The 24,475-nt window shown below is 38.7% G+C and carries 22 protein-coding genes, 1 pseudogene and 1 other annotated feature; of the genes and pseudogenes, 7 read left to right on the plus strand and 16 right to left on the minus strand.

What is annotated here, in order from left to right; all coding sequences use genetic code 11:
- Positions 1-78: 78 nt before the first annotated feature.
- The 9 genes from ED2_RS09945 to ED2_RS09985 all read right to left on the minus strand — a co-directional run bounded on the left by ED2_RS09945 (position 79) and on the right by ED2_RS09985 (position 8,958).
- Positions 79-609, minus strand: a complete 531-nt coding sequence (locus ED2_RS09945; RefSeq protein WP_005876890.1) for an NYN domain-containing protein — start codon at positions 607-609, stop codon at positions 79-81.
- 3 nt (positions 610-612) lie between these two features.
- Positions 613-1,476 carry a 23S rRNA (guanosine(2251)-2'-O)-methyltransferase RlmB gene (rlmB, locus tag ED2_RS09950; protein ID WP_016177768.1) on the minus strand — a complete coding sequence of 288 codons (864 nt, stop codon included), beginning with the start codon at positions 1,474-1,476 and terminating at the stop codon, positions 613-615.
- Positions 1,469-1,864, minus strand: a complete 396-nt coding sequence (locus ED2_RS09955; protein ID WP_005876893.1) for a Mini-ribonuclease 3 — start codon at positions 1,862-1,864, stop codon at positions 1,469-1,471. The genes rlmB and ED2_RS09955 overlap by 8 nt, the downstream gene beginning before the upstream one ends.
- Positions 1,861-3,273, minus strand: a complete 1,413-nt coding sequence (gene cysS, locus ED2_RS09960; RefSeq protein WP_005876895.1) for a cysteine--tRNA ligase — start codon at positions 3,271-3,273, stop codon at positions 1,861-1,863. The genes ED2_RS09955 and cysS overlap by 4 nt, the downstream gene beginning before the upstream one ends.
- On the minus strand, positions 3,270-3,806 hold the full coding sequence (epsC, locus tag ED2_RS09965; RefSeq protein ID WP_005876897.1) for a serine O-acetyltransferase EpsC: 537 nt from the start codon (positions 3,804-3,806) through the stop codon (positions 3,270-3,272). Before epsC ends, cysS begins: the two co-directional genes overlap by 4 nt.
- Positions 3,807-3,888: 82 nt before the next feature.
- Positions 3,889-4,131: a binding site (T-box leader), on the minus strand.
- A complete protein-coding gene (gltX, locus tag ED2_RS09970; protein ID WP_060789778.1) occupies positions 4,128-5,588 on the minus strand; it encodes a glutamate--tRNA ligase in 1,461 nt (486 codons plus the stop codon). Its footprint overlaps the feature before it by 4 nt.
- A gap of 236 nt (positions 5,589-5,824) precedes the next feature.
- Positions 5,825-6,970, minus strand: coding sequence for a PIN/TRAM domain-containing protein (locus ED2_RS09975; RefSeq protein ID WP_005876901.1), 1,146 nt, complete (start codon positions 6,968-6,970; stop codon positions 5,825-5,827).
- Between the two features lie 36 nt (positions 6,971-7,006).
- On the minus strand, positions 7,007-8,377 hold the full coding sequence (gene radA / locus ED2_RS09980; protein ID WP_016177769.1) for a DNA repair protein RadA: 1,371 nt from the start codon (positions 8,375-8,377) through the stop codon (positions 7,007-7,009).
- A 47-nt stretch (positions 8,378-8,424) separates the two neighbouring features.
- A complete protein-coding gene (locus tag ED2_RS09985; RefSeq protein ID WP_060789779.1) occupies positions 8,425-8,958 on the minus strand; it encodes a dCTP deaminase/dUTPase family protein in 534 nt (177 codons plus the stop codon).
- A gap of 206 nt (positions 8,959-9,164) precedes the next feature.
- Here ED2_RS09985 and proB point away from each other — a divergent pair, with 206 nt between their 5' ends.
- The 3 genes from proB (at position 9,165) to ED2_RS10000 (ending at position 11,654) form a co-directional block, all read left to right on the plus strand.
- Entirely contained in the window at positions 9,165-9,971 is an 807-nt protein-coding gene (proB, locus tag ED2_RS09990) for a glutamate 5-kinase (RefSeq protein ID WP_005876906.1), read from the plus strand.
- On the plus strand, positions 9,968-11,212 hold the full coding sequence (locus ED2_RS09995) for a glutamate-5-semialdehyde dehydrogenase (RefSeq protein WP_005876908.1): 1,245 nt from the start codon (positions 9,968-9,970) through the stop codon (positions 11,210-11,212). The genes proB and ED2_RS09995 overlap by 4 nt, the downstream gene beginning before the upstream one ends.
- 97 nt (positions 11,213-11,309) lie before the next feature.
- Entirely contained in the window at positions 11,310-11,654 is a 345-nt protein-coding gene (locus ED2_RS10000) for a hypothetical protein (protein WP_016177770.1), read from the plus strand.
- A gap of 394 nt (positions 11,655-12,048) precedes the next feature.
- Here ED2_RS10000 and ED2_RS10005 read toward each other — a convergent pair whose 3' ends face one another.
- Positions 12,049-12,360, minus strand: a complete 312-nt coding sequence (locus ED2_RS10005; RefSeq protein ID WP_016177771.1) for a hypothetical protein — start codon at positions 12,358-12,360, stop codon at positions 12,049-12,051.
- 117 nt (positions 12,361-12,477) lie between these two features.
- A complete protein-coding gene (locus ED2_RS10010) occupies positions 12,478-13,671 on the minus strand; it encodes an MFS transporter (protein WP_005876916.1) in 1,194 nt (397 codons plus the stop codon).
- 114 nt (positions 13,672-13,785) lie between these two features.
- On the opposite strand from ED2_RS10010, the gene ED2_RS10015 reads away from it, so the two are divergent.
- Positions 13,786-14,301 (plus strand): PadR family transcriptional regulator, encoded by a 516-nt coding sequence (locus tag ED2_RS10015; protein WP_005876918.1) that lies wholly within the window; start codon positions 13,786-13,788, stop codon positions 14,299-14,301.
- Between the two features lie 117 nt (positions 14,302-14,418).
- On the opposite strand, the gene ED2_RS10020 is transcribed toward ED2_RS10015, so the two are convergent.
- The 3 genes from ED2_RS10020 to ED2_RS10035 all read right to left on the minus strand — a co-directional run bounded on the left by ED2_RS10020 (position 14,419) and on the right by ED2_RS10035 (position 17,803).
- Positions 14,419-14,859: a DUF2798 domain-containing protein gene (locus ED2_RS10020; protein ID WP_005876920.1), complete on the minus strand. Its 441-nt coding sequence runs from the start codon at positions 14,857-14,859 to the stop codon at positions 14,419-14,421.
- A gap of 350 nt (positions 14,860-15,209) precedes the next feature.
- A complete protein-coding gene (locus ED2_RS10025; protein ID WP_005876922.1) occupies positions 15,210-16,484 on the minus strand; it encodes a glycoside hydrolase family 73 protein in 1,275 nt (424 codons plus the stop codon).
- 473 nt (positions 16,485-16,957) lie between these two features.
- The gene (locus tag ED2_RS10035) at positions 16,958-17,803 is read right to left on the minus strand and encodes an SDR family oxidoreductase (RefSeq protein ID WP_005879083.1); all 846 of its coding nucleotides are present in this window, start codon (positions 17,801-17,803) and stop codon (positions 16,958-16,960) included.
- Between the two features lie 126 nt (positions 17,804-17,929).
- Here ED2_RS10035 and ED2_RS10040 point away from each other — a divergent pair, with 126 nt between their 5' ends.
- The 3 genes from ED2_RS10040 to ED2_RS10050 all read left to right on the plus strand — a co-directional run bounded on the left by ED2_RS10040 (position 17,930) and on the right by ED2_RS10050 (position 21,594).
- Complete coding sequence (locus tag ED2_RS10040) at positions 17,930-18,397, plus strand: Rrf2 family transcriptional regulator (protein WP_005879081.1); 468 nt, start codon at positions 17,930-17,932, stop codon at positions 18,395-18,397.
- A 127-nt stretch (positions 18,398-18,524) separates the two neighbouring features.
- Entirely contained in the window at positions 18,525-20,117 is a 1,593-nt protein-coding gene (locus tag ED2_RS10045) for a hypothetical protein (RefSeq protein ID WP_016177773.1), read from the plus strand.
- A 223-nt stretch (positions 20,118-20,340) separates the two neighbouring features.
- A complete protein-coding gene (locus ED2_RS10050; protein ID WP_005879078.1) occupies positions 20,341-21,594 on the plus strand; it encodes an ROK family transcriptional regulator in 1,254 nt (417 codons plus the stop codon).
- Positions 21,595-21,893: 299 nt separating this feature from the next.
- Here ED2_RS10050 and ED2_RS10055 read toward each other — a convergent pair whose 3' ends face one another.
- Together ED2_RS10055 and ED2_RS10060 are read right to left on the minus strand one after the other, a co-directional pair.
- Positions 21,894-22,784 carry a phytoene/squalene synthase family protein gene (locus ED2_RS10055; RefSeq protein ID WP_016177774.1) on the minus strand — a complete coding sequence of 297 codons (891 nt, stop codon included), beginning with the start codon at positions 22,782-22,784 and terminating at the stop codon, positions 21,894-21,896.
- Positions 22,768-24,260, minus strand: a pseudogene (locus ED2_RS10060) (phytoene desaturase family protein). The gene ED2_RS10055 and the pseudogene ED2_RS10060 overlap by 17 nt, the downstream one beginning before the upstream one ends.
- Between the last annotated feature and the right edge of the window lie 215 nt (positions 24,261-24,475).

Genomic DNA, 24,475 nt, shown 5'->3' on the forward strand with positions numbered 1-24,475 from the left:
CCAAAATAATTCCTCCATACATTCGATTATGGAGGAATCTTATCATCAATTCACGTGGTAATTGGCTATATAACAATGTTATTTATCTTTTCGCATTAAATCGTCTAACTTTTGGGACAGTTTTGCTAATTGTTCGTCATTCCAAGGAGAGTTCCGACGAAAATCCACAAAACGCATATTTATATTATCTTGAGCTATATTTTTTTCCGTCTTCTTGATCGTTTTATATAACTCATATGCAGATGTTCGTAGAGCACCTTGCGAAAAAATCATCCATTGTTCTGCCAAGTCGCTGGTAGCCACTGTCACTTGGGTCAATCGATCATTTAGTTTGCCTGCGATTCGTTCGATATAGCTATCCGCAGTTTCATCTTCTTTTGTGAATACTACCTCTAGCTGATATTTTTTGTAATTTTGTTGGATACCTGGAACTAGTTGTGCATCAAAAACAATAATTACTTCGATTCCTTCATATTTTGCGTAATTAGATAATCGGTGAAGGAGCGCTTCTCTGGCATCCGCCATTTTATCTTGTTTTTTTAGTGCCACTAACTCAGGCCAAGAGCCGATCATGTTATATCCATCTACGATCAACAGCTGTTTTTTCATCGCTTATTCCCCCTGTCGTTGAGAGAAAGCTTGGTACATCAAAAGACCTGATGCGACACTGGCATTCAAACTTTGTACGTGTCCAACCATCGGGATCGTCAATAGCTCGTCCATCTCTTTTTTTAGACCTGGACTCATGCCGCGTCCTTCATTACCAATGACTAATGCAATTGAACCTTGCGCATTCCATTTTTGGAAGTTTGTTCCATCCATATCGGTACCAAATACCCAGAATCCTTCTTCTTTGAGCTGTTGGACCGATTGAACAAGATTTGTCACTCTGGCAACTGGTACGTGTTCGACAGCCCCTGTAGAGGTTTTTGTTACGATAGGGGTGATTCCTACTGCACGATGCTTTGGAATGATTACCCCATCTACTCCACTAGCATCTGCTGTTCGTAATATAGAGCCGAAATTATGTGGATCTTCAATACTATCTAAAATCAAGAAGAACGGCGTTTCTGTCTTCTCCTTTGCCTGTATCAGTAATTGATCCAGTGAAAGATACTCATAAGGCGTGATGGCTAGAACGATCCCTTGATGTACACCATGATCACTCAAAGTATCCAATTTTTGCTTTGGTACCCATTTAACTGGAACTGACTGCTCTTTAGCAATTGTTTTTAGCTCATCAATTTTTTCTCCATGGGCGTCTTCTTGAAGGAACAACTTGTTGCCACGTCCTTGTTGTAAAGCTTCAACCGACGCATGATGCCCAAAAATAAAATTATCTTCTAGTGATTCCTCTTCTGCTGATTTCATCACTGACTCGGGTCTGCTTGCTTTATTCTGTACAAATTTAGGTGACTTTTGTTGATTTTTTTTATTGCGTTTTGTGTAGTTGCGCTCATTTTTTTCTCTACTCATTTTTTTCACCGACTTTCTGGATACACCAACGAATCAATTCTTCCATTCGTTCTGTTTGTTTTGTTAAATGCAAATACCCCATCAATGCTTCAAAACCTGTTGCAATCCGATAAGTAGCAATATCTGCATTTTTCGCACTTGTGTGACTTTTGGCATTTCTTCCTCTACGGTAGTAGATTTCCTCTTCTGCCGTCATCAACTGTTCTTCTAACATTTTTTTGATCAAATAAGCTTGCGCATTCGCTGAAACATAGCTTGTAGCTGCGCGGTGGAGTTTATTGGGCTTGGTTTCTCCTTGCTCGACCAAGTAATCTCTGACATAGATTTCATAGATAGCATCACCTACATAAGCTAAGGCTAGTCCATTTAATTGTGTATAATCTTTCATGCTTCTCTTCTCCAACGAGTCCCTTGCGGTGTATCATCAAGCAAGATCCCCTTTTCTTTTAATAAGTCTCTGATTTCATCACTACGGGCAAAATCACGATTTTTTCTTGCTTGTGTCCGTTCTTCAATCAACTGTTCGATTTCTTCATCCAATAATTCAACGGAGGTAAATAAAATACCAAAGATTGATAGCCATTGTGTAAATAAAGCTTTTCCTTTTTCTAATACTGCAGCAGAAACTTCGCTCTTTTCTAAGTACGTATTCAACCATTTCGCTAATTCATATACTACAGTGATTCCGTTAGCTGAATTGAAGTCATCATCCATTTCTTCAATGAAACGCTGCTCGATCTGGTCTAATTCCACTAAAAGATGCGCATCTGCTTCTGAATGTCCTATAGCCGTTGGCAAACGGAATTGAACATTATCGAACGTATTTCTTAACCGTTGTAAGTTCGTCGCTGCTTCTTTCATTGTCATCTCACTATAACGAATCGGTCGACGATATTGGGTAGTTGCCATGAAGAAACGGATTACTTGCGGATCAACTGTCTGGATCAGTTCATGTACTGTAATGAAGTTGCCTAGCGACTTACTCATTTTTTGGTCTTCTTCACCGATCGTCACGAAGCCATTGTGCATCCAATAATTGGCAAATTTCTTGCCTGTTTTTGCTTCACTTTGTGCAATTTCATTTTCATGATGAGGGAATTCTAAATCTTGTCCACCACCATGGATATCAATTGTATCACCAAGATGTTTTGTTGCCATGACAGAGCACTCGATATGCCAGCCTGGACGTCCTTTGCCCCATGGGGAATCCCAAGAGATCTCTCCATTTTTTGCTTTTTTCCAAAGGGCAAAATCAAGAGGGTCTTCTTTTTGACTTTGCTCTTCTCCAGTACGTTGACTTGCACCGATCTCTAATTCATCAATGGATTGGTCACTTAATTTTCCGTAAGATGTGAATTTTCTTGTACGGTAATAGACATCCCCATTTGCTTCGTATCCATATCCTTTTTCAACAAGCGTTTGGATGAATGAGATAATATCAGGCATGTGGTCCATCACACGGGGATGGAGTGTCGCTGGCTCCACATTCAATGCTTGCGTGTCTTCTTCAAACGCCTGGATAAAACGATCGGCTACTTCTGGCGCGGTCACGCCTAACTCATTTGCCACACGGATGATCTTATCATCGACATCTGTAAAATTGGAGATATAGTCGACTTGATAGCCTCGATACTCAAAATAACGACGGATCGTATCAAAAGCAACCGTACTACGTGCATTGCCGATATGGATGTAATTATATACTGTCGGTCCGCAGACATACATCCCCACTTTCCCTTCGTTGATTGGTGTAAATAGTTCTTTTTTTCTAGTTAATGTATTATAAATCTTTATCATTCTGATCTCCTCACTTTTTCACCTTTGATCCGTACCACTTTTGCAGGGATACCAACAGCTGTTGCATCATCTGGAATATCTTTCAAAACGACTGCTCCTGCGCCGATTTTGGCATTCTTACCGATAGTGACCGGCCCCAATATCTGCGCATTTGCAGAAAGCATCGCACCTTGTTTGATGGTTGGATGTCTCTTTCCTGTCTCTTTTCCAGTACCGCCTAAAGTGACCCCATGGAAAAGGACCACGTCATCAGCCACTTCTGCTGTTTCGCCGATCACGATGCCCATCCCGTGGTCAATAAAAACACCTTGTCCAATTTTTGCACCAGGATGTATTTCGATCCCTGTTATGAAACGCCAGAATTGTGCGTTGATTTTTGCCAGTAAATAAAGTCGATGCTCATATAAGTAGTGAGAGACTCGGTGCCAAAACAATGCGTGGAAGCCTGGATAAGTCAATACTACTTCTAAAGTCGAACGTGCAGCTGGATCATTTTTCTTGGCTGCCTCTACGGCACGGGTAAACCACCCCATCTGTTGTCACTCCTTCCTTCACTTTGTGTGTATGTATTTTCTTTTGGAAAAACAAATAAGCGCCTTTAAATAAGTTTCCTTATTAAAAGACGCTACTTGCGTGGTTCCACTTTTCTTTATAATCAAACACGATTACCTTTGACGGATAACGTTCGCGTTTACGTCCCTGACTACCTTACTGAAAGAAGCGAAAAACTCTTCTGATTCAATGTTCGTCAAGACCACTCCCAGAGGCATTTCAGTAAAAATTGATTAGCGACTTTCACCAGCCGTCGCCTCTCTTGAAATCAACGATTACCTACTTCTTTCTGTTCAACGTGTTTAATCTATTACTTGATTTAAATGTGCTAAGGATTTTTCACGTCCAAGCAATTCGATCGTTTCTGGTAATTCTGGACCATGCATTTGTCCAGAAACAGCGACACGAATTGGCATGAATAGATTTTTCCCTTTCACACCTGTTTCTTTTTGAACTGCTTTGATTGCAGCTTTGACTGTCGGTGCATCCACTACTTCCATTTGTTCTAATTGCGCTTTGAAAGCTGTCAGAACGGTTGGAACTGTTTCGCCAGCCAATACTTCTTTCGCTGCATCATTCAATACAGGATGTTCATTGAAGAACAATGCAGACATATCCACGATTTCAGCTGCATAACTCATTTGAGGTTGATACAGACTAACGATCTTTTTCACCCATTCGATTTTTTTTTCATCAGGATTTTCTTGAACACGTCCGTCAGCAATCAAATAAGGAAGACACATATCTGTTAGCTTATCTAAATCCATTTCTTTGATGTAATGGTTATTGACCCATTGTAGTTTTTTAGCATCGAACGCTGCTGGAGATTTACTCAAACGGTTTGGATCAAACATTTTGATTAAATCTGCTTGGTTGAATAGTTCATCTTCTCCAACTGGTGACCACCCCAATAAAGCAATAAAGTTGAACATTGCATCTGGTAAGTAGCCTAGTTCACGATATTGTTCGATGAATTGAAGGATCGATTCATCACGCTTACTTAGTTTTTTCCCTGTTTCTGTATTGATGATCAAGGTCATGTGGCCAAAAGTTGGTGGTGTCCAGCCAAATGCTTCATAGACCATCAATTGTTTTGGTGTGTTCGCAATATGATCGTCTCCACGCAAAACATGTGTGATCTTCATCAAATGGTCATCTACCGCTACAGCGAAGTTGTAAGTAGGCATGCCGTCACGTTTTTGGATCACGTAGTCGCCACCGATATTATCTGATTCAAATGAGATATCGCCTTTGACCATGTCCGTGAATTTGTATTCTGTGTTACGAGGAACACGGAAACGAATTACAGGTTCTAAACCTTGAGCTTCTTTTTTTGCTTGTTCTTCGGGTGTAAGGTTGGCACAAGTACCAGCGTAATGTGGCATTTCTCCTCGTGCGCGTTGTGCTTCACGTTCTGCTTCTAATTCTTCTTCTGTACAATAGCACTTGTAAGCACGATTGCTTGCAAGTAATTGATCAATTAGAGGCTGATAGATTTCTTTTCTTTCTGATTGACGATACGGACCATATTCTCCAGGATTTTCAGGAGATTCATCCCAATCCATCCCTAACCAAGCTAGATTTTCCAACTGGCTTTTTTCACCGTCTTCAATGTTTCGTTTTTGGTCTGTATCCTCGATACGAATAATAAAATCTCCATCATTGTGGCGGGCAAACAAATAATTGAATAATGCTGTTCGAGCATTCCCAATATGCAAGTGCCCGGTTGGACTTGGTGCATAGCGTACGCGTACTTTCGTCATTTTCTTCCTCTTCTTTCAAACTAGTCTTTAAGAGCTATGGGCTGATTCATTTACGAACAAATGAACAAAACGATTTAGCAAGAGGCTATTTCATTTTAATTGTTCCATAATTCTTTATAGGCTTTTCGACAAAAAATAAAAGCCACTCAGCCAAATTTTACCTTTTATAAGGTAAATAGTAAAGCCAACTGGTTGAAATTCCTTACCAGTTGGCTATTTTTATCGATTATTTTGGCTTATTTACTTTTTTCTGTTTCTTTTTTATTATCGATCCCGCGTCCAGCATGAGCTGGCTTAGCAAAAATCATTCGACCAGCCGCAGTTTGCAACGCACTCGTTACAACGACCTCAATGTGTTCATTCATATAATGCTGCCCGTCTTCAACAACGACCATCGTACCATCATCAAGATAAGCTACTCCTTGCTGACGTTCAGTTCCTGCCTTAACTACCAATACATTCATGTTTTCCCCTGGGATCACAACAGGTTTAACTGCATTCGCTAACGCATTGATGTTCAAAACTGGGACATTTTGAAATTCAGAGACTTTATTCAAGTTATAGTCATTGGTTACGATCACACCGTCTAGTAATTTAGCTAATTTGATCAATTTACTATCCACTTCTGTGATATCTTCAAAGTCCCCATCATACATTTCAACAGATATTCCTTCTTCTTTTTGCAAAGCATTCAAAATATCTAACCCGCGACGTCCACGTACTCGCTTCAAGCTATCTCCTGAATCGGCAATATATTGTAATTCATACAAGACAAAATTCGGGATCATCAATGTGCCTTCTAAAAAGCCCGTTTTCGTGATGTCATAGATTCGTCCATCAATGATCACGCTGGTATCCAAGATTTTGTATTTATGGAAGTTTTCACCTTGTTTGCGTTCTAATAGCTGACTTTCTACCTCGCTAGCTGTTTCTTGTTCCGTTTTTTTATTTCGGGGCCCAAAGATTTTTTTCCACTCGTCGATCCGAGTCGTCCCCATTCTCAAGCCTAGATAGCCTAAAATGACCATCAATAAGATCGGCAAGACACTATTAACAACTGGTATATTCGTATTGTACAGTGGCGTTGAAATAATCACACCTAACGTTAACCCGATGATTGCCCCGATTGCTCCAAATAAGAGATAGGTCAAGCTCACTTCACTTAATTTTTCTTCGATCTGTTTGATTACAGCTGAAATATGTTTTGCCAATAGCAAAGATAATAGAAAGAAAATAAGTGCGCCTAACAGGCTATTGGTAAATGTATTATTCAGCCATCCATTTGATTGTTGACCCACTGTCTGCCAAGCCGTAGGTAAAAAGGAAATCCCTAAGCTTGCGCCGACAATGACCATCAACAAGGTGATGACACGTTTTTGCATATTCGTTCCTCCATTTCATTCATTTGATTTTTGATTTTAGCGAAACACACGTTTTAATGTTTCAGCTAATGTGGCTACGCCCACTACTTCGATTCCCTGAGGCGGTTGCCATCCGCCAAGATTATTTTTTGGCAGATACACTTTTGTGAATCCTAATTTCTGTACTTCTTTGACCCTCTGCTCAATATGACTTACCCGTCTGATCTCACCAGTCAAACCGATTTCGCCAATAAAGCATTCTGTTGGCTGTGTCCCTTTTTCTTTGTAACTCGAAGCAATACTGATCGCAATAGCTAAATCAATGGCCGGCTCATTTAATTTTACCCCACCAGCCGCTTTTAAGTAAGCATCTTGATTCTGCAACAATAAGCCTGCTCTTTTTTCTAGGACAGCCATGATCAGTGAGACTCGGTTAAAATCTAAGCCAGTCGTTGTTCGTTTTGCGTTTCCGAACATCGTGGGTGTCACAAGCGCTTGGATCTCTACTAAAATAGGACGAGTGCCTTCCATCGCCACCACGATGGCTGAACCGGTTGCGCCTTCTAAGCGCTCTTCTAAGAAAATCTGCGAAGGATTCGCCACTTCCTCCAATCCATGCTCATGCATCTCAAAAATACCAATTTCATTTGTCGAACCAAATCGATTCTTCACCGCTCTTAAAATACGAAAACTATGGTGTTGTTCTCCTTCGAAATAAAGAACCGTATCTACCATGTGTTCGAGCATTCTTGGACCTGCAATCGACCCTTCTTTTGTGACATGTCCAACGATAAAAATAGCGATACCGTTCGTTTTGGCAATTTTTAATAATTCTGCAGTCGTTTCCCGCACTTGACTCACGCTACCTGCTACACTCGTGATATCCGGTTGTGTCATTGTTTGGATGGAATCAATAATGACATAATCAGGAGAGATTTGTTCAATTGCTCGGCTGATCTCATTCATATCTGTTTCTGCGTATAAATAAAATTCCGTGTCGATCGATCCTAGACGTTCCGCACGTAGCTTGATTTGCTCAGCACTTTCTTCACCAGATACATACAATACTTTACCACCAATGTCTGCAAGTTGTTGTGAAACTTGTAATAACAACGTCGATTTCCCGATACCTGGATCTCCACCGATCAAGATCATTGATCCTGGAACAACACCGCCGCCTAATACTCGATTCAATTCAGCAAGTTTCGTTTTTACCCGTGATTCTTTTTTGGGGGTGACTTCCGCAATTTTAGTGGGCTTCGCTTTTTCACCAGTTAAGCTCGTCCTAGTTCTGCGGTCGCTAGTATCCTGCTCAATTTCTTCCACCATCGTATTCCATTTTCCACAATTCGGGCATCGCCCTAAAAATTTAGGCGAAACATACCCACAGTTCTGACAGACAAATTGCACTTTTGCTTTTTTTGCCATCGTCTCGCCTCCTTAAATTATCTTTTTAAATTTAACTCTACCTTAAATCAATGTTGGTTGGATGAACCAAAACCGCCTTGACGGGCATTTTCCGTCTGATCTTGATCTGCTTTTAAGAACGGTAGGAAGATTCCTTGACCAATCCGCTCACCTTTTTTGATGACTACATCTTTGAAGCCGAAGTTGGTGAACTGGAACATGATATGTCCTTCATTTGCTTCATTGTTGTAATAGTCACTGTCGATCACACCCACACCATTGGTCAAGATCAAAAAGCGTTTTAACGGATTACTTGAACGGTTCGCTAACTGTAAGAACTCCTCTTCCCCCATGTATGCCTTGATACCAGTTGGCACGAGTACGGGTTTGATTTTTTTCTCTTCGTCTGCCCCCATGTTATTTTTCAATACTTCAGTCATTGCTGCCATTCCTTGCTTTAGTCCCGCTTTCCATACACTTGGAATCACAATTTCTTCTGCCGCTTCAAAATCATAGCCTGCAGCATGATGTGTGGCTCTTTTTGGTAAGTTTATTTGTTGCTCTTCATAAGTTGATATAACTTCAAATCCTCTTTTTTTCACCGAATTTCCTCCCAGAATAAACTATTTTTATTTTAACATATTCATTGGAACAAAAGCTCTTCTTTAAAAATTCTTCATGAAATTCTGTTATGCTGAAGAAAATCACCATTTCTACTGAAAAAATTAGATTTTTAACATGACTTTATGGTACAAAACAAGTAGAATAGAACGAAATCTATCAGTGTAAATAATTATAGAGGTGTCATATGCGAAAAGAAGTTATCAAAGCCAATCGAATTGTTATTAAAGTCGGAACAAGTACGTTGATCTATCCTAATGGGACAATCAATCTAGCTGCCATCGATCAACTTGCATTTGTTCTATCTGATCTGCACAATCGTGGAAAAGAGGTCGTCTTAGTCTCTTCTGGTGCTGTAGGTGTCGGGATGCATAAAATGAATCGCTCGACTCGCCCTGCTACCATTCCTGAACAACAAGCCATAGCGGCAATCGGACAAGCTGAATTAATGAACATCTACAATCAGCGTTTTACTGTCTACAATCAGCAAACTGCCCAAATCTTAGTTACTAGAGATGTGATCGATTTTCCGGAAAGCAGAAAGAATGTTGTAAATACGTTGGAGCAGTTATTGGCGATGGGCACGATCCCGATCGTTAATGAGAATGATACTGTAGCCGTAGATGAATTAGATCACTTAACAAAATTCGGCGACAACGACCAATTGTCTGCCATTGTTACAAAACTGATCAATGCGGACTTATTGATCGTCTTATCCGATATCGATGGTTTTTATTCAGATAATCCGACAGTCAATCCCAATGCTAAAATGTACCAAACTGTTACGGCAATCGATAATACACTAATGGAACAAGCCGGTGGTGCAGGTTCGACCTTTGGAACTGGCGGCATGCATAGTAAATTAAAAGCCGCCTTACGCATTTTTGAAGCACAAAGCACGATGATCTTGGCAAATGGAAAAGATCCTAAGATCATTTTTGATCTATTAGCTGGAAAAGAAATTGGCACACTATTTAAGGAGGAACAGTCATGACTGATTTAACCCAACTTGGAAAAGATGCAAAGAAAAGTGCCCATACACTCGCATTGATGAGTACTGAGCAAAAAAATTCTCTATTGAAACAAATGGCGTTGACGATCAAAAAAAATCAAGGCGCACTATTAGAAGCCAACCAGAAAGATTTAGCACAAGCTGAAGAAAATGGCATCAACGAAACGATGCTAGATCGCTTACGTCTAACACCGGAACGAATCCATGCAATGGCAGAAGAAATGAACAAAGTCGCCCAATTAGATGATCCTATTGGAAAAGTAGATCAAATGTGGACCAATGCTGATGGTCTCTTGATTGGGAAAAAACGAGTGCCACTTGGTGTCATCGGGATCATCTATGAATCCCGACCAAACGTCACTACTGATGCAGCCAGCTTGGCTTTTAAATCAGGAAATGCGGTCATCCTACGTGGTGGAAAAGAAGCCTTCTCCTCAAATCAGTTGTTGGTTCAATTACTGCAACAAACATTAGTGAGCGCTGGACAATCCCCTTATGCCATCCAATTTGTTGATGACACGTCACATGAAACAGCAGAACAATTGATGAAATTAACCGACTACTTGGATGTTTTGATTCCTCGTGGTGGTGCAAATTTGATCCGTCGCGTCAAAGAACAAGCAACAGTACCGATTATTGAAACAGGCACAGGAAACAACCATGTCTATATCGATAAGGATGCCCAATTGTCTATGGGGGTTGAGATCATTGTCAACGCCAAGGCCTCTCGTCCTTCGGTATGCAATGCAGCAGAAACCTTACTGATTCATTCAGAAATTGCACCTTTCTTTTTACCAGTCATTGAAAAAGAACTCGTTGAACATGGTGTTTCTCTACGTGCAGATGCTCGGGCTATGGACTACCTAGAAACCGCTACGCTAGCAGAAGAAAGTGATTGGGATACCGAATATCTGGATTATATTTTAGCAGTAAAAGTGGTTGATTCCTTAGATGATGCAATCACACATATCAATCAGCATAACACGAAGCATTCTGAAGCCATCGTCACAGACAGTTACCAAGCTAGCCAACGCTTTTTAAATGAAGTTGACGCCGCCGCTGTCTATGTCAATGCCTCTACTCGCTTCACAGATGGTGCTGTCTTCGGTTTTGGTGCAGAAATCGGCATTTCCACACAGAAACTACATGCGCGTGGACCAATGGGGTTGAATGAATTGACTTCCACCAAATATGTCATTTATGGAGATGGTCAAATCCGTTAAATTGTTTCACACGAAACATTTACGTGCTTCAAAATAAACTATGCTAAATCTTCTTTTTAGTATGTATGTTGAAAATTTTATTTAGAAAGGTCCCACTATGTTTGAAATTCTAAAAATTTTCTTTGTTTATATCGTTTCCTTGAATCTCTCTGCTTTTTTAGGTGTTGGCCTTTTAGCTCTTTTTTTCCAGTTTAAAAAAAGAAGCTTGCGAAATGCGCAAGCAAAGTGGAGTAATTATCTGCAACGAATTGGTCCAAAAGGAATGGCTCGGCGCTTATACCTCAGTTATATGATCGCTTTAAGTGCCCTAGCTATACTCAATTACACTTTTGCTTTTAACCAATCGATCGCTTATACGATCACTTTACTGATTGCAGGTATCTTCCATCTTTCGTATAAATACCAATTAAATAAGAGTAACCTTACCAATCGATTCAAATAATGGATACAAACAGTAAGAAAATCAGTCATTTTATCAATTAAGAAAAGAGATCGAGACAAAAGTCGGTTAGATTTGAGAAATTGAAGAAAAAACGAGGTTGGGGCAGAAGTGTTTAACTCCGAGAAATAAGAAGAAATTAACGAAAATTGCTTTTCAAATTTTTGTGAATTTCGGCTTATTTCCGAAGGACTTGCTTCTGCTCCCACCGTTTATTCGTTTTTAAAGAATGAGACAAAAGTGTTTCTTACTTTTGTCCCACACTCGTTTTTTTTTTGAAATTTCCAAAGATTTCCCCTTGAAACAAAACACTTCTGTTCTAGTTCTAGCTTCTCTTACAGTCTTCTCAAAAATATTCTTTACCCAATATTCTTAGCATATTTTTTACAATCTATTATTAATAACTTTCACCTTCATGGTCCAAAATAGCAAAACCATCAAATGTTTCCCCATCATAATAGCGCAAAAGTTCATCCATTGAAAAATTCATCGTTTTTTCTTTTTCTTCTTCCACTTCAGCAAGCAATTGTTCACGATAGGCTTGGTATAATTTCGCCAATTTGCGTTGCATCACTTTTCTCGACTCGCCAGTTGCGTTAAGTGTCGGTAGTTCTTTTAGATAGCCTTGATACACAGGACGGCCATCTACCAATTCAATAGGAAGCTCAATATACGTTAGGCCAACTTCTTTAAAATACTCTTCTAACATGTTTTCCCCTCCCTTTCTCCCTTGGATTGTATCTCATAACTGCTCGACTTTCCAGTAAAGTAAAAAAAGACCTTGCCTTTTTTGCGTATTTACGCAAAAAGCAAGATCCTATCAAACCTATTCTTCCCCTTCACTTGTGACAAAATAGTTGCGATGATAAATGATACACACTACGCTGATCACCACAATGATTGCCGCAAAATAAAACGCATAGCTTTCTCCCATTTTTTCACCAATCTCACCGGCAATAAACGGAGCCAGTGCCCCACCAAAGAAACGAACAAAGCTATAACTTGAAGAAGCAACGTTTCGTTGCAACCCAGGTATTTCCATTGCAATCGTTGTTAGCAATGTATTGATGATCCCTTGGAAAAAACCAGAAAGAACAATACTGATTGGTACAAGTACTTGGAACGATGCGCCTGCTCCCAATAATGCTAAACAAATGATGAAGAAAATAAAAGCAACTAAAATCGTGCGGTAAGTCGTGAATTTCTTTTCTAGTGCTGGTGCAACGAAAATAGAAGCAATCGCTAATAACACACCCCAACCAAAGAAAACAAAACCGACTGCTAATTCGCTATAGCCTACCAATAAGAAAGGTGCATAAGCCAATAACGTAAAAAATCCAAAATTGTATAATAAAGCAATCAAACCAACGGAACGTAACTTATGGTTGCTTAGTGCTTTCACGCCTTCCCAAAAGCCAACTTTTGTTTTTGGCTTTTCAGCTTCTGGTAAAAGAAATGCTAGTGCAATAAATCCTAAAAACATCAAAGTTGCTACTCCATAAAATGGATAACGCCATGAACCACTTCCTAAAATACCACCAACTAAGGGACCGACTGCCATTCCGCAACCCAAAGCAGCTTCATACATCATGATCGCTTTTTCTGTATTCCCCACTAAGATACTAACAATCGTTGCTAGTGCGGTTGAAACAAATAATGCATTTCCGACACCCCAACCGGCACGCAAGCCAATCAACGTATTGATATTATTAGATAATCCACCAAGTCCAGCAAATATAACAATGATAAATAATCCCGCCATCAATGTTTTTTTCAAACCGATACGACTTGATAAAAAGCCCGTAAATAGCATAACTACTCCAGTAACAAGCATATAACTAGTAAATAATAACGTCGTTTGAGCAGGTGTTGCATCTAATTGCGCAGCTATTGTCTTCAAGATTGGATCGACCAGACCGACCCCCATAAATGAAATCATACATGTAGCAGCTACGACAAGTGCCGAATTTTTTCCTTTTGTTTGTTCACTTATTTCTAATTGATTCTCCAAGCTTCCCATTCCTTTCTTTCTATATAGCATCATACATGATTTATTTTACATGTCAATATGCACATGTAAACTTGAGAAGAAAGAATGTGCTATAATAAAAAGAAATCAGTCAGGAGGTATCGTATGAATACTTTAGCCTATATCTTATTGTGCGTTCTTTTGTCTAAACCTCGATCAGGTTATGAATTGAAACAACTTATTACGATTTTTTGGGAAGCTCACCACAGCCAGATCTATACTACCTTGGCAAAATTAGACCAGAAAGGGTATATCACTGTTCTAGAAATTGAAGAACATTCCCAAAAAAAGATTTATACGCTAACCGATGAAGGACGTTCTTTAGTAGAAGAATGGATCAAAGAAGAAACTCCTGCTCCTACGCAAAAAGACGAATTTCTAGCTAAAATCTACGCCTTCTCAACCTTAGATAAAACAACAGCAACTGGATTGCTTTTTACACGTGAACAGCAATTGAACAAAATCATGCAAAAAAACCAAGTAAAATTGGTCGATCTTTCGATTGATAAACGAGAAGAATTTGGTCGTTATGTCGTAATCCAGCGTCGAATCTTACTTTGCCAACAAGAACTTGATTGGTGCCAACAAGTACGAGAAATGATGCAAACCTTTTTCGATTAAATAAAAAAAGCCCCTCACTATTGAAACGCCCCCGTAAGTTAGAAGTCCAACTTAGAGAGCCGCTCCAATGAAGAGTCGGCTTTTTTTTACATCTATTGAATCATTACATACCTTTTGTTAATTTTGGATTTTACTTAATACACTTCTAGAAATTGGACCAACGATCAGTAATTGCAAAGGCAATGCAGCAATCACATTCATTTTCCAAGCATTTAAATATGAAGAAAGTAATTGATCTGGAATACCTTGTTCAAGGATGATACCAAATAAAGACATGCAAGTAACCATTCCTAAGACCATTAGACAAGAAATCGTCACGATCATCTGAAACTTGCTTTCTGGATTAACAGGTAGCTTGAAAGCTATTTTTTTTGCAATAACTCCAATGATAAACACATCTAAAATGAAGGCAACAACGAATCCAGGTACTAGACCGATTAAAAGACTAGAAAATTGCAAGTCTCCATGAAGCCATAGATTGTACACACTCATTCCTAATACCATCAAGAAACACATCATTGTTGTAAAAATTATTCCTTCTTTTTTGTTTGTAGGCAAATATACCACTCCTTTATTTTTGTCACGAAGGTCATCGTAGCACATTTAAAACTTTTGTGTAAGTATTTTTTTTCAAATAAAAAAAGAAAGCCCTTTTACGACTTATGCTTCATCTACCTGAGGTTGGGACAGAAGTGTTTAACTCCGAGAAATAAGAAGAAATTCACGAAAATTGCTTTTCAAATTTTTGTGAATTTCGCTTATTTCCGAAGGAGTTGCTTCTGCTCCCACCGTTTATTCGGAGTTAGAGTCTGTGGCAAAACTGATTTTTAGTTTTGTCCCACGCTCCTGATAATAAAGAAATCAATCGAAAAGGGTCTTCTTTTTATTTAGTTAGTGAAACAAGAGGACTAATACCCGTAAAAACCTATTCCTTCATATTTCCAACCTAATGGCGTAAGGAAATCTCTTTCAGAAGCGCTTAGAGTATAGTGATGTGTTCCAGTTTTTTCATTTGGATTAAACAGGCGATAAATCGGTTTGGAACCCCCAGAATAGAAGCTCAATCCTTCATAACGCCAGCCCAATGGTTTTAGAAAGTTGATTTCTGATTGTGCCATTGTATAGTGATGGTCTCCGCTATAAGGGTTATACATCCGATAAACCGGTTGGCCACTATTCGGTGCTTGCCAAGCAATCCCTTCATATTTCCACCCCACTTTTGGCAAATAATCTTTTTCTCCAGCATTCAATGTATACAAATGTTCACCTGTATGTCTATTGTAGAGGCGATACATTGGGGAAGTTGACACCTTCGCTGTATCATATTGGGTCAAATTATAGGTTTCGATGACACTATTCAATGTGGACCCATAATTTGGTGCAGTCGCATAACGACCAGTCAACCAAGCTGTTGCATCTTTGTATGATTTGGTATTACTTTTCCAAGCACCAGAGTAGTAATATACACCAGATTGGAAAGAAGTCGTTTTTAATACTTTGGCATTGTCTTGCAATGACTCCTTATAAGAAGGATATTTTCTAAATGCTGCATTGACAGTGATCCACTGCCCATTTACATATTCAGAAGTTGGCATCGTGACAGATTGCCCTTGGTAATTTCCTTTGATTCCAAATAAGTTATAGTTTGGAGCTGCGGACAGTGTGCTTTTCCCCCAACCACTTTCTACAATTGCTTGGGCAATCATAACTGACGCATATAAATCATTTTCATTCGCTAGACTTTGAGCGGAAGAAGCAATGCTATCGATAAATGCTTGCTGCGAAGTGTTGGCAACTCGAGCTGATCGCGCCATCACACCATTTGTAAATTCAGATAAATCTGCTTGGTGCGTATGTGTGATCGTTTGTCCATCCGTCAATTGATTTGTGATTTCTTCTGCTGTTTCTGGATTTTCGTTTGTTGGTGTTTCACTTGTTGCTGTTTCATTTGTTGCCATTTCATTTGTAGCGGAAGTATCCGTTATTGTATCTGTTGTACTTACAGCCTCCGTTGTTTGTGTTAAAACACTAGCACTTGTTTCGGTTGTTTGTACTTCATTCATTTGATTGACTTCAGTAGTCTCAGAGGTTGATGATCCGATTTCTTCTGCTAGAACGGTTGCATTGGTGACAACTAGGCTCCCTAAAATAATCGTACTTAGTAGAAAACTTCTAAATTTCATGACACTCTCCTTATTGATTCTTTTTATTATCTGAATGTTGTATAGTCTAAATGTTGAATTTTATGGTTAAAATAGTAACTATTCTAAAAAAATTCTCATAAATCCTACACATTAATCAGTATACATGAAATAAAGAAAAAATGGTTACGTTTACTTCAAAAAAAAGAAGAAAGCGGAAAAGCATCACTTTCTTCTTTGATCTGTGAACAAACATCAATCGTATCACTAGTAGCAGAAAAATTTCTCGAACATCTAAAAAACATCTAAAAAAAGCATCGCAATCGACGCTCTCTAAATCAGTTTTTTGACAGACTCTCGAATAAACGGTGGGAGCAGAAGCAACTCCTTCGGAAATAAACGGCGTCCAAAAGCCAGTTTTTTTCGGTAATTTCAAAAAAAAAGAGGTCGAGACAAAAGTAAGAAACACTTTTGTCTCGACCTCCTACGCCATCTGGAACACTTTTCTTATTGGGTTACTTCATTAACTCTCTTAAGCCTTCCTCTAAAGAAATCAACGGTTTTTCTAATGCTTTTTCAAAATCATCAGACACAACATTTAGTTGGCCATTTTTGATATCCTCTTGGATAGCTGCAAACATTTGTGCCGCTGTTTCAGGATAGCCTGCTTCTTCCAAGTGTTTCATAAATCCCTGATTGTCAGTTTGAATGATTTCAATCGGTTGATCTACCACTTGTTTCAACGTTTGACCTAGTTCTTCATAAGTGACTGGTTTTCCTGATAATTCTAGTACTTCTGGAAATGCAGAACCTGCTACTGCTTTAGCCGCCACTTCTGCGTATTCGCGTTTGAGCGCCCATCCTGTTTTTCCGTCACCTGCAGCATAAACAAAACGACCTGTCTTTAAAGCAAGTTCGATAATTGGCCATTCATTTTCTAAATACCAGTTATTCCGCAAAAAAGTATGGGGAATACCAGAATCTTTGATTACTTTCTCTGTAAATTGATGATCGGGAGCTAAGATACTAGTTGAATGATCTGCATCTGCAAAGCTAGTATACGCAATATAGGAGACACCACTTTCTTTCGCAGCCTTCACTACCTTCTCATGTTCCTCTTGACGATTCCCCGGTGCACCAGAAACAAAAAGCAAACGATCGATTCCTGTCAATGCCTTCTTCATCGACGAAAGATCAGAATAATCACCAATTCGAACATTCAACCCTTCATTTTTTAACCCTGCTCCTTTTTCTTCACTCCGAGCAAGCACATAGATTTCTTCATTTGGAACAAGCTCTTTCAAATAATTTACAGCGTATTTCCCAAAACCACCAGTTGCTCCTGTTACTAAATAAGTCATATTGACCACTCCTTTGATTGTCTAACTATTTCTTAAATTTCTAACCTGTACATTTATAAATTACACCATTATCTTAAAGAGTATGCTAAGATAAGTCAAGAGAAAAACTTACCAGGAGGTATTCCCATGAAATATTCTTTACAATTCAGTGATGCAATCCATATTTTAGCGTACATTGAAATCTTCCAAGAGACCAATCTATTATCAAGTGAAATGATTGCTAAAAGTATCGAAACTAGCGCAGCAAATGTCCGAAAAATCATGAGTAAACTAAAAAAATCTGGATTGATTATTACCCAAAATGGTAAAGCAACTCCTTCTTTGGCAAGAAAACCAGAAAAAATCACGCTACTTGATGTGTATCAAAGCATTGAAGGCAACACAAACTTGATCCAAGTCGACCCAAAAACCAACCCAAATTGTGTGGTGGGCGCCAATATCCAAGAAGCTTTGACAGAAAGCTATTCTCGATTACAAGAAAAAGTGGAACGAGAAATGGAACAAATGACTTTAGCAGAGTTGATCCATAAAATTGCTGTACTAGAAAATGAGCATCGTCCAGAAAATCAAGAATTCATTGAAAAATTTTTGTAGAAGAAATCTTCTATAAAGTCCTTATTTATTTTCTATTAAATAACAATAGTATTATGAAAAAAATACTGTTTTACTTTCTATTATCCGTTAAACTTATTAAGTAAAAAGTTTTAAGGAGGAATTTACTTTGAAAGATTGGCAAAGTTATTTTTTAGAAACGACGTTAGACTTAGGTTATTCTTATTTTTTAGAAAAGCGTGTCCTTGAGTTTACGATTGAAAAACAACAAATAACCGCTAAAATCACGGATAATACAGAGAAAAATGCCACGATTGTTTTAGATGATACACATCATATCTTACACACAACCTGTGATTGCCTGTGTCCATCTGTGGAACAATGCTCCCACTTAGTTGCGCTCTTATTTGAATATGAAACGCATTCCCCTAAAGAATACAAGCAAGAGATAGCACAATCGATCACTCATGCAGATGACACGCAGATCCAAAGTTTTTTGACTATTGTTTTACAAGAGAATCCGCGGCTGGCACAGCGCTTTTACCGGCATACTTCACTAGATGGCTCGGCAGCTCCTGCTCATTCCGACACAGTTGTCACAACTTATAAAAATAACAGTGATGGCGATAACTCTTCTGAAAGAGTTGACATATTTGTAACAGAGATGATCCTCTTTACAGAGTTACAAGTGAAGCGTTCAATTAAACATAAGAAAATTTTACATGGTTTTGAAGTAGTCAATGCAGTCATTAAAATAATCGACTTTTCAGAAATTTGTTATTCTGCTCAAGCAATTGATCGCTTGCTGACCCATTGTTATACCTCTTTAAAAATACTGTTCCGTTATGCTACAGCAAGAGAAGAAGAAGAGTTGATCCAAAGACTTACCGCTCAAGCAGGCGATCCACAACGAATCTATTCTAATTTATACATACATAAACTCTTGAATGAGAAAATAGGCAGTCATTCAGAAGATACGGGTTACGCTAGTAATACCCAGAAAAAAAAGAATCCAGCAACCCTAAAACGGTTTCTTTCAGTGAAACAGATGGAAATGCTGAATTATTCGGCCAATCAGATCCACTATGCGGTCAAAGAAAACTGGTCTTCTCCTACTGCACGTTCGCAATATGTGGACTATCTCAAAAAAAAGAAGGCGTATGCTGAAGCTGTCACTGTATTGAAAGCAAGCATCGAAATGGATAATCATTCTCCAGATTTGGTTTTACTACATCGTTATTCCCTAAAACGACTTTACCAAAAATTAGGCAACATACAGGAATACGCAAATCAAATCTATCGCTTATTGATTGAAAATAGTGTAGTAGATATGAATTTGATCCATCAATTGAAAAAAGTTTGTACACCCGAAGAATGGGAAAAACGTAGTGCCGACTTATTCGAAAAATTACGAAACCATGTCGGTGTGGGCTTATTCTATTCGCAAGAAAAGCGCTATGATTTACTGCTGGATTATGTACTTAAAGCACCTGGACTAGAAGATGCGAGCCATTATTTCATTTATTTGAAAAAGCATGCACCAGATGCCCTTTTACAGAAATATGAATATGAACTGCGAAAGATGGCCCAGCCAACCGGTACTCGAACGCATTATCACAAAATTGCTCGATTAATCACAGAAATGGCTAGCTTACCAAATAGTATCGTTTCCGCTCAACTCTTGATCAAAGAATTAAAGGAAAAGTATCCTCGACGAAAAGCCCTACTTGAAGAATTAAAATTAGTTGAAAAGAAACTATAACGAGGAATGACTACCTTCTCATATCATCTGGCGGTGGCTTGTCCCCTTTTTAGTACCACTTACTTTTAGGGTGACAGGTCATCTTCGGTATCTTTTTTATAATGACCGTTTTTATAGGGATACCATTTAAAAAAATTCATTTGTTAAACTTTTTGTTTCACTATATACTTATAGATAATCCTGTTATATTACCTATATCTCCTGGATAAGGAAAGGAATTTTTATGATTTCAAGCAAATATACCATTCGCGAAAGTAACCAAGCGAACATTCTTAAAGCCATCATCGACAAACAAGAAGTCTTTAGAGCTGAGTTAGCTGCTACCACTGGCTTGAACAAAGCTTCTGTTTCAGACATCACCAAAAAATTGTTGGCTGATCAACTAATCATTCAAACTCGTATTGGGAATGCCTCAATTTCTGGGGGCAGAAAGCCGATCATGTTGACATTCAATCGAAAAGTTGCTACTGCTCTTTCTTTTGATGTCGGCTATGACTATCTAGAAGGGATGTTGTCTTATATTGATGGCACGCCGATTGCTACGGTCGAAAAAGAGAGAATCTCTGTTGATTCGACAAACGTAGTTGCACTTTTGCAAACAGCGATTGCTGACTTGATGACACATAACCCATCCACGCCGTATGATATCGTAGGTGTGACGATCGGCATCCACGGGGTCATCTTGGATGAACAAGCAATTTTTACCCCTTATTATGATTTAGACACGATTGATTTGAAACAGCAATTGATGGATCACTACTCATTCCCGGTTTTTATCCATAACGAAGCGAATTTAGCTGCTTTAGGTGAATATACTTTTTCTTCTCCCTTACAAAATTTGATCAGTATCAGTAGCCATAGTGGCATTGGTTGCGGCATTGTGGAAGATGGGATTTTAAAAATCGGTAAACATGGCAAGTCTGGAGAGATCGGCCACACGATTTTGTATCCCAACGGCATCCCTTGTCCCTGTGGCAATCATGGTTGTTTAGAACAATATGCTTCAAACAAAGCCATCTATGAAGAATTTGCGCACAAAAAAAAACTTGAATATGCGAATTCAGACATCATTGCGACTTATGCGAATCAAGCAGATCCTGATGCACTTCATTTAATAAAAAAAAATGCGGAATTGTTAAGTATTGGTATCAATAATATCAGTATGATCTATGATCCCGATATCATCGTGGTCAACAGTCCCCTCTACCGTAAATTGCCGATAATGATCGACTATATCAATAACGCCCTAAGCAGTCGCTTTACAAAAGAAATCATTGTTCGAAATACACTTCTCGGGGAAAAAGCAATTCTCTTCGGCGGCGTAGCTGTCATTGCTCAACACTTCTTGAACATCCGCAAATTAAAATTTAAAGAATGTGGGACAAATCTAAAAATCAGTTTTGCTACAGACTCTCGAATAAACGGCGGGAGCAGAAGCAACTCCTTCGGAAATAAGCCGAAATTCAAAAAAATTTGAAAAGCAATTTTCGCTAATTTCTTCTTATTTCTCGGAGTTAAACCCTTCTATCCCAGCCCCTCTCAAATAAATGGCGTCCAAAAGTCAGGTTTTCCGGAAATTGAAAAAAACGAGCAATATAAAAAGCGTATTGTTCGTTTTTTTTTTCAATTTCTCAGACCTAAACGATTTTTGTCTCGACCTCTTTTTTCGAATATACCGTAAAGACAATTCCTTTTAAAATAAGCCTAGATCCAAACAAACAACTTTTTTGTTCTTCCTTTTCCACAGATTGTTCTGAGTGAATCCTTTATCGTTTTTCAGATAAAAGAAGAAGTCCGATTGATTTTTTCCAAATAACTTGTCACTTCACGTAGCAATTGAAGTTTACGGAAATGACTGATTTTATTTTTTCTAGTAAACACTTGATAGTGATTTTTTCTAATAGCCTCTAGTTGCTCCCGATAAATAAACGCTGCAGCCGTTAGTGCTAGCTGACAATCTTTGTGGATCAATGGTAGCATTTCAAAAGATTGCTTATACCGTTCTTCTGCTTGCGCAGCCAGAGATTCCCATAAAGCAATAAAAGCTGGTGTAGTTGCTTTATTTTCCAACGTTTCTTCTGTTACTTGAAATTTTTCCATCTCTTCTTTTGGTAAATATACTCTGCCCATTTGGTAATCTTCCCCTACATCACGCAAAATATTGGTCAGCTGCATCGCCTCACCTAATTTTTTTGCTGGTTCAGCTATTTTAGTTGCTTGGTCCGTCAACAATGGCAACAACATTAGCCCAACGCTTCCAGCTACATAGTAACAATAGTCCTCAAGTGCCTTCATATCCTTTGGTTGCGTAAATGATATATCTTTTCGTTGACCATTGAGCATGTCGTAAAAGGGTGCTAAATCCATCGGAAAAGTTGCAAACACCACAGCTAACGCACGCCAGATAGGAGTATTGGGGACTTTTCCTGCTTCAAAGTCGGTCAATTGTTGTTCTAACTGATCCAACCCTTCAATATTTCCTTCCAAGTCAATGAGATCATCTGCTTGGCGGCAAAAAGCATAGATAGCATAAACACTTTGTGCCTTTCTTTTTGGCAGTTGAGAAAAAGCGGTATAGAATGATTTGGAGTGTTGTTTGATGACTGCTTCACAGTAAGTAAAATCCGCTTGATAAATCTCAAACAATCGTTCATTGTCGCCTGTCATCTTTCAACACCTCCTCTACCGCTAATTTCGCACTTTGCATCACGATCGGTACACCTGCGCCTGGATGGGTACTGCTTCCACAGAAATATAAATTTTTTGCCGCAGAAAACTTGTTATGCGGACGGTAGTAGTTACTTTGTTTCAATATCGGCTTCAATCCAAAGGTTGCACCATTGTATGCATTGAACTGTTTTTCAAAATCCTTTGGTGTCATATATGTTTCCGAGACAATGTGTGCTTCGATATCTTTGAAGAGTGTCTTCTCTTTGATTAACGTCAAGACCTTTTGCCGATACTCTTGAACGACCGCATCTGACCAATCCTCGTACATCGATAACTCCGGAACAGGGACCAATACATACAGCCCTTCCTGTCCTTCGGGGGCAAGTGTTTGATCCATCAATGATGGACGATACAAATAAAAGGATGGGTCCTCCGGCAACTTACCGATCTCAAATAGATCATCCACATTTTGCTTAAAATCATCGGCAAAATAAATACTATGCAGTTGCTCTTCCGGATAGCGTTTATCTAACCCTAAGTACATCAAAAAGCAGGAACAAGAATACTCCATGCTCTCGATTTTTTTATTCGTATATTTTCCTCTTTTGCGTTCATCTGGAATCAGTTCTTGCATCGCATAAGGGAAATCAGCACCGCAAACAATCGCATCAGCTGTAACTTGTTCGTTTCCAATACGAACTCCTTTAGCTACTTTGTTTTCGATGATCAGTTCATCGACAGGCGTTCCATATTCTATTTTCCCGCCTAATTCTACAAATAACTTAGCCAAAGAAGTCGCTAACGTGTACATGCCACCTTCAATAAAATACACACCATAAAATAACTCGATCATTGGAATGATCGTATATAATGATGGTCCTTGGTAAGGAGAAACACCAATATATAATGTTTGAAATGCCAGTGATTTTCTTAATCGTTCATCTTTCACGAATTTTGAAATAGATGAATATGCATCACTGAATGTGCGCAAGCGAATCCCTGCCCACAATGATTTAGGATTATAAAAATCCCAGAATCCGCGAAAAGACTTGGTTATAAAAGCTTCTTTGGCAATCGTATAACGTTTGTAGATATCGGCTAAAAAAGCCATATATCCTTGAGCATCTTCTGATGATATGTCTTCTAACGTTCGCATTAACTCAGTTAAATCATTGGAAAATTCAAGAGGACGCTCCTTGTTGAAATATAATTTGAGCATCGGATCAACTTTTTTCATTGGGATATAGTCATCAGGGTCTTTTCCACAAAATTCAAAAACTTCACGATAGATTTCGGGCATCATCACGATAGTTGGTCCTAAATCAAAAGTAAAGCCATCTTTTTTGATTTGGTTCATTTTCCCACCAGGCTGACTTTCTTTTTCGTACAGTGTTACTGCATAACCTATTTTTGTAACCGAACTGCGGCACTTAGACCGGCGACTCCTGCGCCTATTACGAGAATCTTTTTCATGGGATCACCTACATCTCTTTCTTTATCACTCGATCAATTTTAGGATATCATTAAATTTATCAAGCGATAAACTAATACGCTCAAAAATCTGTTTTTATGAAAATGAATGAGCGATAAAAACTAGCTCACTTTGTCTCTCACTACAAAACTGATTAAATTATGCAACTAGAAGTAGTGCTTAAAAAAGCCGAAATTCTCAAAAATCAAAAAAGCAA

The organism is Enterococcus durans NBRC 100479 = LMG 10746, from assembly GCF_001544215.1.
Taxonomy (GTDB): domain Bacteria; phylum Bacillota; class Bacilli; order Lactobacillales; family Enterococcaceae; genus Enterococcus_B; species Enterococcus_B durans.